At 71.1% G+C, this 13245-nt stretch carries 13 protein-coding genes and 1 riboswitch; of the genes, 9 read left to right on the top strand and 4 right to left on the bottom strand.

All coding sequences use genetic code 11. The features are described 5' to 3' along the window. Positions 1–45 precede the first annotated feature (45 nt). Complete coding sequence (locus tag ABD978_RS31865) at positions 46–951, top strand: zinc-binding dehydrogenase (protein WP_345363081.1); 906 nt, start codon at positions 46–48, stop codon at positions 949–951. Further along, positions 948–2141, top strand: coding sequence for an FAD-dependent monooxygenase (locus tag ABD978_RS31860; protein WP_345363079.1), 1194 nt, complete (start codon positions 948–950; stop codon positions 2139–2141). The genes ABD978_RS31865 and ABD978_RS31860 overlap by 4 nt, the downstream gene beginning before the upstream one ends. A gap of 207 nt (positions 2142–2348) precedes the next feature. Here ABD978_RS31860 and ABD978_RS31855 read toward each other — a convergent pair whose 3' ends face one another. Together ABD978_RS31855 and ABD978_RS31850 are read right to left on the bottom strand one after the other, a co-directional pair. Next, positions 2349–2540, bottom strand: coding sequence for a hypothetical protein (locus ABD978_RS31855; RefSeq protein ID WP_345363077.1), 192 nt, complete (start codon positions 2538–2540; stop codon positions 2349–2351). After that, the gene (locus ABD978_RS31850; protein WP_345363075.1) at positions 2537–2842 is read right to left on the bottom strand and encodes a hypothetical protein; all 306 of its coding nucleotides are present in this window, start codon (positions 2840–2842) and stop codon (positions 2537–2539) included. The genes ABD978_RS31855 and ABD978_RS31850 overlap by 4 nt, the downstream gene beginning before the upstream one ends. 129 nt (positions 2843–2971) lie before the next feature. Between ABD978_RS31850 and ABD978_RS31845 the strand changes: the two genes are divergently transcribed. Then, positions 2972–3772 carry a helix-turn-helix domain-containing protein gene (locus ABD978_RS31845; protein WP_345363073.1) on the top strand — a complete coding sequence of 267 codons (801 nt, stop codon included), beginning with the start codon at positions 2972–2974 and terminating at the stop codon, positions 3770–3772. After that, positions 3760–3852 carry a DUF397 domain-containing protein gene (locus ABD978_RS44045; RefSeq protein WP_425550788.1) on the top strand — a complete coding sequence of 31 codons (93 nt, stop codon included), beginning with the start codon at positions 3760–3762 and terminating at the stop codon, positions 3850–3852. The genes ABD978_RS31845 and ABD978_RS44045 overlap by 13 nt, the downstream gene beginning before the upstream one ends. Here ABD978_RS44045 and ABD978_RS31840 read toward each other — a convergent pair. Next, a complete protein-coding gene (locus ABD978_RS31840; RefSeq protein WP_345363071.1) occupies positions 3849–4430 on the bottom strand; it encodes an SACE_7040 family transcriptional regulator in 582 nt (193 codons plus the stop codon). The two genes, ABD978_RS44045 and ABD978_RS31840, sit on opposite strands and share 4 nt — an antisense overlap. Before the next feature lie 73 nt (positions 4431–4503). Between ABD978_RS31840 and ABD978_RS31835 the strand changes: the two genes are divergently transcribed. From ABD978_RS31835 to ABD978_RS31815, 5 genes are all read left to right on the top strand, one after another. Continuing rightward, positions 4504–6111, top strand: a complete 1608-nt coding sequence (locus tag ABD978_RS31835) for a carboxyl transferase domain-containing protein (protein ID WP_425550787.1) — start codon at positions 4504–4506, stop codon at positions 6109–6111. Positions 6112–6113: 2 nt separating this feature from the next. Then, entirely contained in the window at positions 6114–8099 is a 1986-nt protein-coding gene (locus ABD978_RS31830) for an acetyl/propionyl/methylcrotonyl-CoA carboxylase subunit alpha (RefSeq protein ID WP_345363705.1), read from the top strand. Positions 8100–8102: 3 nt separating this feature from the next. Next, entirely contained in the window at positions 8103–9035 is a 933-nt protein-coding gene (locus ABD978_RS31825) for a hydroxymethylglutaryl-CoA lyase (RefSeq protein WP_345363069.1), read from the top strand. Continuing rightward, positions 9032–10180: an acyl-CoA dehydrogenase family protein gene (locus ABD978_RS31820; RefSeq protein ID WP_345363067.1), complete on the top strand. Its 1149-nt coding sequence runs from the start codon at positions 9032–9034 to the stop codon at positions 10178–10180. Before ABD978_RS31825 ends, ABD978_RS31820 begins: the two co-directional genes overlap by 4 nt. 246 nt (positions 10181–10426) lie before the next feature. Then, positions 10427–10509, top strand: a riboswitch (ZMP/ZTP riboswitch). A 29-nt stretch (positions 10510–10538) separates the two neighbouring features. Then, the gene (locus ABD978_RS31815) at positions 10539–11690 is read left to right on the top strand and encodes a phosphoribosylaminoimidazolecarboxamide formyltransferase (RefSeq protein WP_345363065.1); all 1152 of its coding nucleotides are present in this window, start codon (positions 10539–10541) and stop codon (positions 11688–11690) included. A gap of 215 nt (positions 11691–11905) precedes the next feature. Here ABD978_RS31815 and ABD978_RS31810 read toward each other — a convergent pair whose 3' ends face one another. Next, positions 11906–12991, bottom strand: coding sequence for an RDD family protein (locus ABD978_RS31810; protein ID WP_345363063.1), 1086 nt, complete (start codon positions 12989–12991; stop codon positions 11906–11908). Positions 12992–13245: the final 254 nt, after the last annotated feature.

Raw genomic sequence — 13245 nt, 5'->3', positions numbered from 1 at the left:
AAGTGGAACGCTTATTTCAGTTAGTTTACGGATCCAGGAGGACCCGTGCAAGCGCTACTCGCCTCTCCGCATGCCCCGGCGGGCGTGTCCCTCGGTGATGCCCCCGATCCCCAGCCGAAGCCGGACGAGGTCCTGGTCGAGGTCGAACTGTTCCCGGTCGTGGCCCGCGCCCTCGACCACGCCGCCACGCTGCCGGCCGGAAGCGTGCCCGGATTCGACGCGGTCGGCACGGTGGTGCGCCCCGCCGCCGACGGCTCGGGCCCTGAGGCCGGGGCCCGAGTGGCCACACTTCACATCGGCGCCGCGTGGGCCCGGCTGCGCGCCGTGCCGACCGGCGAGCTGGCCGTGGTGCCCGAGGGCGTCGACCCGGGCCAGGCCAGTGCCCTGCTGACGCCCGGAGTGAGCGCGCTGCGCGCCATCCGGCGGCTGGGCGCTCTCACCGGCCGCCGCGTGCTGGTCACCGGGGCGGGCGGCGCGGTCGGGCACTTCGCCGTCCAGCTGGGCCGCCTTGCCGGCGCGGACGTGATCGCATCCGCGCGCGACCTCCGCGATCATGAGCGGCTGCGTGGCCTGGGTGCCACCGAGGTCGTGACCACACTCTCCGAGGTCTCCTCGCCGGTGCACGGGGTCATCGACTCGGTCGGCGGGCCGCTGCTGGCCGAGGCGTTCGACCTGCTCGCCGAGGGCGGCGTCATCCAGCAGGTCGGAGCAAGTTCGGGAGAGCCGACGACGTTCGCGCCCTACCAGCTGGTCGGGCCACGGCGCGCCATCGAGAGCTTCTTCGCCGGAGACCGCTTCGGGCTCGATCTCGCCTACCTGTTCGACCTCGTCGCGGACGGCCGGCTCACACTCCTGGACGGCGAGCGCGCCGGCTGGGACGCCATCGAGTCGATCGCGCGGCGTCTCCGTGCCGTGGACGCTCCCCGCCGGATGATCGTGAGTGTGCGATGAACGAGCGAATTCTGATCTCAGGTGCCAGCATCGCAGGTCCGACTCTCGCGTTCTGGCTGGCCAGGTACGGCTTCCAGCCCACCGTGATCGAACGCGCGCCCCGGTTGCGCGCCGGCGGCAACGGCGTCGACGTGCGCGACCAGGCCATCGAGGTGGCCGAGCGGATGGGGATCCTGCCGCAGATCCGGGCCGTGGGAGCCGACGTGGTGGGCATGGCCTTCCTGGACGCCACGGGCCGGAGCCTGGCCCGGATGGACGTGCGGGGCACCGGCGACGAAGTCGAGATCATGCGCGGAGACCTGGCGGCGATCCTGAACCAGGCGACCGAAGACGACGTCGAGTACATCTTCGGTGACTCCATCCAGACACTGGAGCAGGACGCCGACGGCGTACGGGTCACGTTCGAACGCGGTCAGAGCCGGCGGTTCGACCTCGTCATCGGCGCCGACGGCATCCATTCCACCGTCCGCCGGCTGGCGTTCGGCCCCGAGTCGCGATTCCTGAAGTACATGGAGCACTACGTTGCCTTCGCCGAAACCGATCCGGCCCTGGGCGAGAACCGCTGGGTCACCGCCTACAACGAGCCGGGGCGGATGGCGGGGGTCTACCGATCAGGCAACCACACGGGCGCCAAGGCCAACTTCATCTTCCACCGGCCCGAGCCGCTCGACTACGACTACCGAGACATCGACCAGCACAAACGCCTGCTGCACGAGGCGTTCGCGGACATGTCCTGGCGGGTGCCCGAGCTGCTCGCCGGCGCGATGGCCGACCCCGACCCGTACTTCGACTCCCTTGCGCAGATCCGGATGCCGTCATGGTCGGCAGGCCGCGTCGCGCTGGTCGGGGACGCCGCCTACTGTGCCTCCCCGGTGTCGGGATGTGGCGCTCGGCTGAGCATGATCGGCGCTTACCGGTTGGCAGGGGAGCTCGCCGCGGCGGACGGTGACCATCACTTCGCCTTCCAACGGTACGAGGAGGGCTTCCGGGACGCGGTCCGGCGAATGCAACAGGTCGGCCCGAACCTGCGCCTCATGGTCCCCAAGAGCGCCATAGGCACCCGGATGAGGAACACGGTCGCACGGTCCCGGATTCTGGATTCCCTCGCGGGAATGGAACGCATCACCCGGCGCAAGACGGCCGACCCGCTGCCGGACTACGAACGTCGATCCGCGACGCGTAGCCGGTGACGGCCGAAACGCCCTGACGTCGATCTCGGGAGTACTCCCGGGATCGACCTGGGCCGTGCGGCGGGAGAGAGGAGCGCGGGCAACTCCCTGCGCTTGCAGATCCGACGACGACGCCACCAATTCCCAGGCCCGCTGGTTCCACCAACGAACCCGCCTCGACCGCGGCCTCAATCCGGAAGCTGTCCTGCCTTCGCGTTCGGAACGCTTCTAACGCTCGTACATCTGAAGGCTTTTACGGGCGGCCTCCGGATATTTGCGGACGAGGCGGTCGAGTTGCGTAAGCTCGCACGCCGCCGTCACGGCGGGCAGCCCGAGCCGGTCGATCGCGGCGTTCAACGCCCGGACCGACTCGAGCGTCGCCCGCGCGATGGGGTCGGTGATCTCCGGTGCCTCCGTCACGGCCGCCGCCGGATCGGGAGCGTGACGACCTGGCGGATGACGTCGACGAGGTCGTCGACCTCGTCCGGGGTGAGAACGCGCGCCGAGTCGTTCCTGGCGGCGATCGGCTTACCCCAGGACCACCACCACCGGAGGTTTCCGTCGCCGTCGGGGCGGCATTCCACTTCTTCGGTGAGGAAGTGGCTTTGCGCGATGATTCGGACCTTTGCCCCGTACTGCTCCGCGGTCAGACCGACCTCCTGGCAGGCCTGCGTGAGCCACTTCGCGAAAGCGCTTATCTCTTCACTCGTGTACGGCCTCATTGGCTGATCTCCTAGCGTGAGGATGGTGCTACACAGCGTGGCCGCAAGGGGATAGGCTGAGAAGTGCGAACCCACCGTCGCTTGCGCGTGAAGTCCCGAAAGCCATTCACACGAGGATGTGAACCCCCGATGGCACCGAAACGAGAGACAGCGCTCGACGCGTGGGGTAGAGAGCTGGCCTACGCCTGCGAGGCGGCCGGTCTGACCGGCAAGCAATTCGCCGAGATCCTGCACGTCGCCCCCTCGACCGTCAGCCAGTGGATGAACGGCCGCCGCACCCCTCACCTCGACGACGTGAACCGCTGTGACGAGGCACTGCGGACCAATGGCTACCTCGCCCGTTACTTCGAGAAGTGGGTGGCGCGCGAGATCCCTACGGTGTGGACCGACAGATGGTTGTCTGCCGAGGCGCACGCCAACATGATCCAGAACTATGAGTTCGCTGTGATCCCTGGACTGCTCCAGACGCCGGACTACGCCCGCGCTGTCATCCAGCACAATCGGCACTCAGGGATCGATGTCGACGAAATCGTGCGCCGTAGGATTGAGAGGCAGGCGATATTGAACGATGAGAACCCGCCGATGTGTATTTTCATTATTGACGAGTACGTACTTCGGCGCCCGGTCGGCGGTAAGGAGGTGCTTTGTGAGCAATTAGTGCATCTTCATGCTATGGCGCAGCGATGGAACATCGTCGTCAAGGTAGTGCCCGCCGGTACCGAGTACTACGCCGGTTGCCCGTTCATGATCGCGAAGCTGGACGGGATGGAACTCGCAAACTTGGACACCGCCCTTAGAGGGCAGGTCATCGAGCGACCTGACCAGGTGGCCCAGATCGGACGAATCTGGGAGGATATTCGAGAACTGGCGTTGTCGCCAGAGGCTTCGCTCGCGTTGATAAAGGCGGTGGCTGAAGAATGGCGGGTTTGAGCTGGCGAAAGTCGTCATGGAGTGGATCTAACGGTGAACAGTGTGTCGAGGTCGTTGTCGTTGAGGAGGAGACCGCCTAGGCGCGGAAGGCGCCAGTAAGGGCGTCGGTGGCCATGGCGTGGAGGAGGGCGGCCATCGTGTCGCGGTTCAGCTCGCCGGTGCTGTGCGGGGTGGAGTTGAGGAGGCCGAACATCGCGTGGGCGGCGGCGCGGGCGCGGTCCTCGGCGGCGGTCGGGTGCATCAGGAGGAGCACTCGGACCCATTCCTCGGCGTAGGCGCGTTGCAGGCGGCGGATCTCGCGGCGTTCCGGCTGCGGCACGTTGCCCAGTTCGCGGACGTGGACGGTGATCAGGGCCGGGTTGTCCAGGGCGAAGTCGATGTGCCAGCGAAGCAGGGCGTCCAGGGCCACGTCTGGGGTGTCGGCGGCGGCGACGCGTCGGCGGCCCTCGGTCAGCAGGCGCTCGCTGATGTCGACGAGCATCTCGACGAGGAGGGCCTCCTTGCCGCGGAAGTGCCGGTACAGCGCCGGGCCGGTGAGGCCGACCGCGCGGCCGAGGTCGCCGATGGACACGCCGTGGTAGCCGCGCCGGGCGAACAGCTCCGCCGCCGCGGAAAGTATCTCCAGTCGGCGGGTCGGGGGAGCGCTGACCTCTGCCATGCCACGAGTCTAGACGACGCCTGTTAACGTTGATTAACATCGGACTTGTTAACGATCGTTAACAGGAGGGCCTGTGTCGGAAGCTCCGCGGCTGGTGAGCCGCGTCGACGTGCGCGGTGCGGCGTTCGAGCGCAACGCCGAGGAGAACCTCGCGCTCGCCACCGAGCTGCGCGAGCGCCTGGCCCGCGCGGCCCAGGGCGGCTCCGAGCGCGCCCGCAAGCGGCATGTCGCGCGGGGCAAGCTGCTCCCACGGGACCGGGTGGACGCGCTGCTCGATCCGGGTTCGCCCTTCCTGGAGCTGTCCCCGCTGGCGGCCACGGGCATGTACGACGACGAGGCCCCGGCCGCGGGCGTCATCGCCGGCGTCGGGCGGGTGTCGGGGCGCGAGTGCGTGATCATCGCCAACGACGCGACCGTCAAGGGCGGCACGTACTACCCGATGACGGTGAAGAAGCACCTGCGCGGCCAGGAGGTCGCGCTGCACAACCGGCTGCCGTGCGTCTACCTCGTCGACTCCGGGGGAGCGTTCCTGCCCAAACAGGACGAGGTCTTCCCCGACCGGGAGCACTTCGGCCGGATCTTCTACAACCAGGCGACGATGTCCCAGCAGGGCATCCCGCAGATCGCCGCGGTGCTCGGGTCGTGCACGGCCGGCGGCGCGTACGTCCCGGCGATGAGCGACGAGACCGTCATCGTCCGAGAGCAGGGCACGATCTTCCTCGGCGGCCCACCGCTGGTGAAGGCCGCGACCGGGGAGGTCGTCAGCGCCGAGGACCTGGGCGGCGGAGACGTGCACTCGCGCGTCTCGGGCGTCGTCGACCACCTCGCCGACGACGACGCGCACGCGCTGCGCATCGTCCGGTCGATCGTCTCGACGCTGGAGCCGCCGGGCCCCGCGCCGTGGCCGACGATCCCGGCCGAGGAGCCCGCCTTCGACCCCGGGGAGCTGCGCGGCATCGTCCCGCCCGACTCCCGGACGCCGTACGACGTGCGCGAGGTCATCGCGCGGATCGTCGACGGCAGCCGGTTCCACGAGTTCAAGGAGCGGTACGGGACGACGCTCGTCACCGGGTTCGCGCACATCCACGGGCAGCCCGTCGGGATCGTGGCCAACAACGGCATCCTGTTCAGTGAGTCGGCGCTGAAGGGCGCGCACTTCATCGAGCTGTGCGACCGGCGCTCGATCCCGCTGGTGTTCCTGCAGAACATCACCGGCTTCATGGTCGGCCGGGAGTACGAGGCCGGGGGCATCGCCAAGCACGGGGCCAAGATGGTCACCGCCGTCGCGTGCGCGCGGGTGCCGAAGCTCACCGTGATCATCGGCGGGTCGTTCGGCGCGGGCAACTACGCGATGTGCGGCCGGGCCTACTCGCCGCGCTTCCTGTGGATGTGGCCGAACGCCCGGATCTCCGTGATGGGCGGCGAGCAGGCCGCGTCGGTGCTGGCCACCGTGCGCCGCGACCAGCTCGGCGATGAGTGGCCGGCCGCGGAGGAAGAGGAGTTCAAGAAGCCGATCCGGGAACAGTACGAGCGGCAGGGCAGCCCGTACTACTCGACGGCGCGCCTCTGGGACGACGGTGTGATCGACCCCCTCGACACCCGCCGGGTGCTCGGCCTGGCCCTCGCCGCCTGCGCGAACGCTCCACTCGAACCCGTCGGCTACGGCATCTTCCGGATGTGACCATGTTCAACTCCGTCCTGATCGCCAACCGCGGCGAGATCGCCTGCCGGATCATCCGTACGCTGCGGCGGCTCGACGTCCGGTCCGTGGTGACCTACACCGACGCGGACGCGGACGCCCGGCACGTACGGGAGGCCGACGCCGCCGTACGTGTGAGCAGCTACCTCGACGTCGAGGAGGTCGTCGGGGCGGCCGTGCGGACGGGCGCCGAGGCCGTTCACCCCGGCTACGGGTTCTTGGCCGAGAACCCCGACCTCGCCCGCGCGTGCTCCGACCACGGGATCGTCTTCGTCGGCCCGCCGCCGGACGCGATCACCGCGATGGGCGACAAGATCCGGGCCAAGCGCACGGTCGCCGCCGCCGGGGTCCCCGTCGTCCCGGGCCGCGACGAGGCCGGGCTGACCGACGAGGAACTGGCCGAGGCCGCGATGGAGGTCGGGTTGAACTCCGGCGCGGCGGTGCTGCTCAAACCGTCGGCTGGCGGCGGCGGCAAGGGCATGCGCCGGGTCGAGGACCCGGCCGCGCTGCGGGACGCGATCGCGGCGGCCCGGCGGGAGGCGCGCGGGGCGTTCGGCGACGACACGCTCCTCGTCGAGCGTTACATCGACCAGCCCCGGCACATCGAGATCCAGGTGTTCGCCGACGCGCACGGGAACGCCGTCCACCTCGGCGAGCGCGAGTGCAGCCTCCAGCGCCGCCACCAGAAGATCGTCGAGGAGGCGCCGTCCCCGCTGCTCGCCGGCCCGGACGGCGAGCGGATCCGGGCCGCGATGGGCGCCAGCGCCGTCGCCGCCGCCCGCTCCGTCGGCTACGTCGGCGCGGGCACGGTCGAGTACATCGTCTCCGCCGACCGCCCCGACGAGTACTTCTTCATGGAGATGAACACCCGGCTGCAGGTCGAGCACCCGGTGACCGAGGGCGCGGTCGCGATCGACGGCCGGCCGGGCCTGGACCTGGTGGAACTGCAGTTGCGGGTCGCGGCGGGCGAGCCGCTGCCATTCGGGCAGGACGCCGTGGCGTTCGACGGGCACGCGGTCGAGGCGCGGGTGTACGCCGAGGACCCCGCGCGTGGCTTCCTGCCCACCGGCGGCCGGGTGCTGCTGCTCGACGAGCCGTACGGTCTCGACGTGCGGGTCGACTCCGGGTTGGACGAGGGCGCGGTCGTCGGCGGCTCGTACGACCCGATGCTCGCCAAGGTGATCGCCCGGGGGCCGGACCGCGCGAGCGCGCTGCGCCGGCTCGACCGGGCACTGGCCTCGTACACGCTGCTGGGCGTCGGGACGAACATCGCGTTCCTGCGCTCGCTGCTGGCCGATCCGGACGTGGCCGCGGGCCGGCTCGACACCGGCCTGGTGGAGCGCCGCCCCGCCGACCCGGCGGACGGCGAGATCCCCGGGGACGTCCTGGCCGCGGCCGCGCTGGAGCGGATGCTCGCGCTGGAGGTGCCCGCCCCCGGCCCGTGGGACGTCCTGGACGGCTGGCGGCTCGGCGAGCCCGCCTGGACGACCTGGCGGATCGCCGGCCGCGAGGTGCGGATCCGCGGCCGCGCCGCCGACGCGCAGGTCTCGGTCGACGGCGGCGATCCGGTACGGGTCGCGGCCCGCCGCGACGGCGCGCACCTGCTGGTCGACCACGCCGGGGACCGTACGCGCTTCACGTGCGTCCGCGACGGAGACGTGTGCTGGCTCGGCCGGGACGGGCGGGTCTGGTCGCTGAAGGAGACCGAGCCGCTCGCCGCGCGGACCGCCGAGACCACCGCCGCGGCCGGCGCCGTGCGCAGCCCCATGCCGGGCACGGTCGCGGCCGTCAAGGCGGCCGACGGGGACGAGGTCGTCGCCGGCCAGCCGCTGGTGATCGTCGAGGCGATGAAGATGGAGCACACCGTCACCGCGCCGGTCGACGGCGTGGTAGGCGAGCTGACCGTCCAGCCCGGCGCGCAGGTCGCCCTGGACGAGGTCCTCGCCGTCGTCACCCCGAAGGGAGACTGAACGATGCGCGTGCCACTCGACGGGCTGCCCGCCAAGGTCACGGTCTACGAGGTCGGAGCCCGCGACGGCCTGCAGAACGAATCGGCGGTCGTCCCGGTCGAGGTGAAGCGGGAGTTCATCACCCGCCTCGCCGGCGCCGGGCTGCGGGTGATCGAGGCGACGAGCTTCGTGCACCCGAAGTGGGTGCCGCAGCTCGCCGACGCCGCCGAACTGCTCGGCGGGCTGGAGCGCGCGGCGGGCGTCCGCTACCCGGTGCTGGTCCCCAACGAGCGCGGCCTCGACCGGGCCCTCGACGCGGGCGTCACCGAGATCGCGATCTTCGGCAGCGCGACCGAGACGTTCGCCCGGCGCAACCTCAACCGGACGGTCGACGAGTCGGTGGAGATGTTCGCGCCCGTCGTCGAGCGGGCCCGCGCGGGCGGCCTGGACGTGCGCGCGTACGTCTCGATGTGCTTCGGCGACCCGTGGGAGGGCGACGTGCCGATCGAGCAGGTCGTCTCGGTCGCCACCCGCCTCCTCGACCTCGGCTGCACGGAGCTGTCCCTGGGCGACACGATCGGCGTGGCCACTCCAGGGCACGTCACCGCCCTCATCGGCGCGCTGCTGGAGTCCGGCGTGGACGCCGGGCGGCTCGCCGTGCACTTCCACGACACCTACGGGCAGGCGCTCGCCAACACCCTGGCCGCGCTCCGCTGCGGCGTCACCATTGTCGACGCCTCGGCGGGCGGCCTGGGCGGCTGCCCGTACGCCAAGAGCGCGACGGGGAACCTGGCCACCGAGGACCTCGTGTGGATGCTCGACGGCCTGGGCATCGAGACCGGTGTCGACGTACACCGCCTCGCCGAGACGAGCCTCTGGATGGCCGAACGCCTCGGACGCCCCAGCCCGTCCCGCGTCGTCCAGGCCCTGTCCCGAGAACAAGGGAGCGACCAATGATCGGATTCACCCTCGACGAGGAGTACGAGGCGCTGCGCCGTACCGTCGAGACGTTCGCCCGGGACGAGGTGGCGCCGGTCATCGGCGACTACTACGAGCGCGAGGCGTTCCCGTACGAGATCGTCGCCCGGATGGGGAAGATGGGGCTGTTCGGGCTGCCCTTCCCCGAGGAGTACGGCGGGATGGGCGGCGACTACTTCGCCCTGTGCATCGCGCTGGAGGAGCTGGCCCGCGTCGACTCCTCCGTCGCGATCACGCTGGAGGCCGGCGTCTCCCTCGGCGCGATGCCGATCCACCGGTTCGGCACCGAGGAGCAGAAGCGCGAGTGGCTGCCCCGGCTGTGCTCGGGGGAGCGGCTGGCGGCGTTCGGGCTGACCGAGCCCGGCGGCGGCACCGACGTGCCCGGCGGCATGCGCACCACCGCGCGCCTCGAGGACGGGCACTGGGTGATCAACGGGTCGAAGGCGTTCATCACGAACGCGGGCACCGACGTCACCGCCGCGGTCACCGTGGCGGCGCTGACCGGCGACGGCGAGATCTCCACGATCATCGTGCCGTCGGGCACGCCGGGGTTCACCGCCGGCAAGAAGTACTCCAAGGTCGGCTGGTCCGCCTCCGACACCCGGGAGCTGTCCTTCGACGACGTCCGCGTCCCGGAGGAGAACCTCGTCGGCGAGCGCGGCCGGGGCTACGCCCAGTTCCTGCGGATCCTGGACGAGGGCCGCATCGCCATCGCCGCGCTGTCGGTCGGTCTCGCCCAGGGCTGCGTGGACGAGTGCCTGAAGTACGTGCGCGAACGCATGGCGTTCGGCCGCGCGATCGGGGAGTACCAGGCGATCCAGTTCAAGGTCGCGGACATGGAGACGCGGGCGCACACGGCGCGGCTCGCCTACTACGCGGCGGCGGCGCGGATGCTCGCCGGCGAACCGTTCAAGAAGGAGGCGGCGATCGCCAAGCTGGTCGCCTCCAACGCCGCCATGGACAACGCCCGCGACGCGACGCAGATCTTCGGCGGCTACGGCTTCATGAACGAGTACCCGGTCGGCCGCTTCTACCGGGACGCCAAGATCCTGGAGGTCGGCGAGGGCACCTCCGAGGTCCAGCGGATGCTCATCGCCCGCCACCTCGGCCTCCCCGCCCGCTGACCCACACCACCGCCGACGTACCCCGGGGGCCGCGTGCCGCCGTCCCCGGCGTTCGTGTGGCTGGGGCGGGCGCTTCTCGCCGTCGGCCTGTGGCCCGAAGGCTCGGTGAAGTCGACCGACAGGCTCCCGGACGGGGTCCTTTGTCCCAGTTCGGGGGCCGCCGTCCGAGGCTTCACCGAGCGTTCCGTCCGGTGGCCTCCCTCCGGCTATGGCGGCGTGACCACTCCTGCGCTCTGCCAGTAGGGTGGGCCGGGCCGCGACTGGCGAGGGTGGACGACCACCGGGGAGCGGCCGACCCGATGTGAGCGTCGACCGCCTGGGCGTCTCCGTCAGCGATGTCCGCTGAGGAGGCCATGACGTGGAGCTGCGCTATGGGACCAACCCGCACCAGACGGCGCGCGCCGTACCCCTGGCGCCCGGCAGGTGGCCGGTGCGCGTACTGCACGGAGAACCGTCCTTCATCAACCTGCTGGACGCGCTCAACGGGTGGCAACTGGTGCGGCAGGCGAGCCGGGCCCTCGGCAGGCCGGCGGCCGCGTCCTTCAAGCACGTCTCACCCGCGGGCGTCGCGGTGGCGGGGCCCGTCGACGAGGTCGCCGCAGAACCCTACGGCCTGGCCGGAACCGGCATCGGTGCTCTGACCAGCGCTTATCTGCGCGCCAGGGACGCCGACCCGAGATCGTCCTACGGCGACTTCGCCGCCGTCTCGCATCCGGTCGACACCGAACTCGCCGAGTTTCTGGCCGGCGTGTTCTGCGACGGCATCATCGCGCCCGGCTTCGAGCCGGGTACGGTCGAGCGGCTCAGCGGGAAGAAGAAGGGCCGTTTCATCGTCATCGAGGCTGACGAGACATTCGTTCCTCCGCCCCGGGAGGAACGGGAGATCTTCGGCCTGCGCCTCGGCCAGGACCGCGACGATGTCCGACTCTCCACCGCCCTGCTGGACCAGACGGACGGCGCGCTTCCGAAGGAGGCGGCGGAGGATCTGCTGCTGGGCCTGGCGGTCCTGCGCTTCACCCAGTCGAACTCCGTGTGCTACCTGCGTGGTGGCATGACGCTGGGGATCGGTGCCGGCCAGCAGTCCCGAGTCGACTGCACCCGCCTGGCCGGGGCCAAGACCGACACCTGGTGGCTGCGCCGCCATTCGGCCGTTCGCGCCCTCGCCTTCCGACCCGACGTCCGGCGCCAGGACCGGATCAACTGGCGGCTCCGCTTCATCGAGGGCGACCTCACCCCGGACGAGGGCGAGCGCCTGGCGCAGGCGCTGTCCGCACCGGCCGGGGAGCTGAGCGCCGACGACCGCGCCCGGTGGCTCCGCCGCCTCGACGGCGTCGCCTTCGCCTCCGACGGGGCCCTGCCGTTCCGCGACAACGTCGACCACGCCCGTCGCCACGGCGTTCGGTACATCGCCGAGCCCGGCGGATCGATCAGGTCGGACGAGGTCGAGGCCGCCTGCCGCGAGCACCGGATCACGCTCGTCCGCACCGGCCTGAGGCTGTTTCATCACTGACGAGGCTTCCGCACCCCGCCGATGACCGATGACCCGGCGACGGGTGTCCGGTGGCCGGCACGAAGGCTCGGTGAAGCTGATCGACGCGCTCCAAATCATAGTTATTTATGTCGTTTTGTCGCGCTGTCGATGATGTGTTCACCGAGCGTTGTGTCCGCCGCGTCCCGCGTCGCCGCGCCCGCGGGCGTCCGTGTCGCCGTGTTCGGCGGCTCTGGTCAGCGGTCGTCCGGGTGGGGCCGCTCCTCGGGGGGCGGGGGCGGCGCTTGCGGCGGGATGTACGGTGCCTGCGGCGCGCGCAGGTCGTACGAGCCCTGGAGCGGGTCGTATCGCGGTCGCGGCGGCGGCAGGGCCGGCGTCGGGCCGGGGTTCGGGAGCGGTGGCGCTTCTCGGGGCGACCGGCCGGACGCGCGCTCCCGATACGTGTCCTTGAGCCGGCCGCCGAGCCGCCTGCCCATGCCCCGCACCTGGTCCGCGCGCTCTGAGTTCAGAGCGCGCCGCATGTTCTCCGCCTGAGCGAGGCGGGCGGCCTGCTCGCGCGCCGTGTCCCGGGCGGCCTGCCCGGCCGCCTGGGCGCCGTCCCAGGCCAGGGCGGCGCCCTGCCGCGCGGTCGCCGCGACGCGCTGGTACGTACGGGCGCGGACGACGGCGGTCCGGGCGAACAGGTCGGCGAGCGTACGGCGGCGGCCGCCGAACAACGCGGGCAGGCTGGTGGCGGCGAAGGCGGCGACGGCGAGCAGCCAGGTGACCAGCGCCAGGAAGAAGAGGCCCTCCAGGAGGAATATCCAGGCCGCGCAGTACAGCCCGGTACCGCCCGCGGTGGTGACGACGGCGCGGCGGAAGGCGTTCCCCCGGCCGGGGCGGCGGTCGTCGCCGGTGACCGCGCGGACGCGCAGGTCCATCGCCGCCTTGCCGAGCGTGCGCCCCAGCCAGGCGTGCATGGCGAACTGGTACAGCAACTGGATCAGAATGAGCAGGATGAGGGCCTGCTCGACGTCGAGGACGAACGTGTCCCACAGCCCGGTGCCGAAGTCGGTGGCCGCCTTCTCCACGTTCCCACCGGACAGCAGCAGGCCACCGGCCGCGGACAACCCCTTGTAGGGCAGGTCGTCCACCAACTGGCCGTGCAGCCGAGCCCATGTCATGACGGCCAGCAGGACGGCCGCGCCCCACAGCAGCAGCGTGTCGATGCCCCAGGCCGTCAACCGCCGCACTCGCGGAGCGGCGCGGTCGGCCGGCGGTGGCCCCTCCGGCAGTGGCGGCACGGAGTACGGGGGCGGCGGAGGCGGGGGAGCGGCGTACACGCGCCGGAGTGTAGAGATCGGTAATGATCTTGTCAGGCCTCCAGACGAGAAACGGCCGGACCTGGCCGAACCGGTCGAATTCGCGGCGGCGGCGCGGTACCCCCGGCGGGATGGTGTGGGTGGCGAGGAGTCATGCGAGGCGGTGACCGGGCCGCGCGGCCGGAAGTTCGGCTCCGGCCTCCGGCGGTGATGGGCACTCACCGAAAGCGCCGGGTGAGCGAGTCGTCGCACAGGGTAGGGATCTGATGTGGGCT

This window comes from Actinoallomurus liliacearum (assembly GCF_039542035.1).
Taxonomy (GTDB): Bacteria; Actinomycetota; Actinomycetes; order Streptosporangiales; family Streptosporangiaceae; genus Actinoallomurus; species Actinoallomurus liliacearum.
The sequence above is the reverse complement of the archived record's forward strand: the minus strand, read 5'-3'. Positions and strand labels throughout refer to the sequence as shown.

Bases quoted from the DNA above. Each gene is read 5' to 3' on its own strand.
- ABD978_RS31860 (WP_345363079.1), top strand. From the start codon at position 948: ATGAACGAGCGAATTCTGATCTCAGGTGCCAGCATCGCAGGTCCGACT.
- ABD978_RS31850 (WP_345363075.1), bottom strand. From the start codon at position 2,842: ATGAGGCCGTACACGAGTGAAGAGATAAGCGCTTTCGCGAAGTGGCTC.
- ABD978_RS31845 (WP_345363073.1), top strand. From the start codon at position 2,972: ATGGCACCGAAACGAGAGACAGCGCTCGACGCGTGGGGTAGAGAGCTG.
- ABD978_RS44045 (WP_425550788.1), top strand. From the start codon at position 3,760: ATGGCGGGTTTGAGCTGGCGAAAGTCGTCATGGAGTGGATCTAACGGT.
- ABD978_RS31840 (WP_345363071.1), bottom strand. From the start codon at position 4,430: ATGGCAGAGGTCAGCGCTCCCCCGACCCGCCGACTGGAGATACTTTCC.
- ABD978_RS31830 (WP_345363705.1), top strand. From the start codon at position 6,114: ATGTTCAACTCCGTCCTGATCGCCAACCGCGGCGAGATCGCCTGCCGG.
- ABD978_RS31825 (WP_345363069.1), top strand. From the start codon at position 8,103: ATGCGCGTGCCACTCGACGGGCTGCCCGCCAAGGTCACGGTCTACGAG.
- ABD978_RS31820 (WP_345363067.1), top strand. From the start codon at position 9,032: ATGATCGGATTCACCCTCGACGAGGAGTACGAGGCGCTGCGCCGTACC.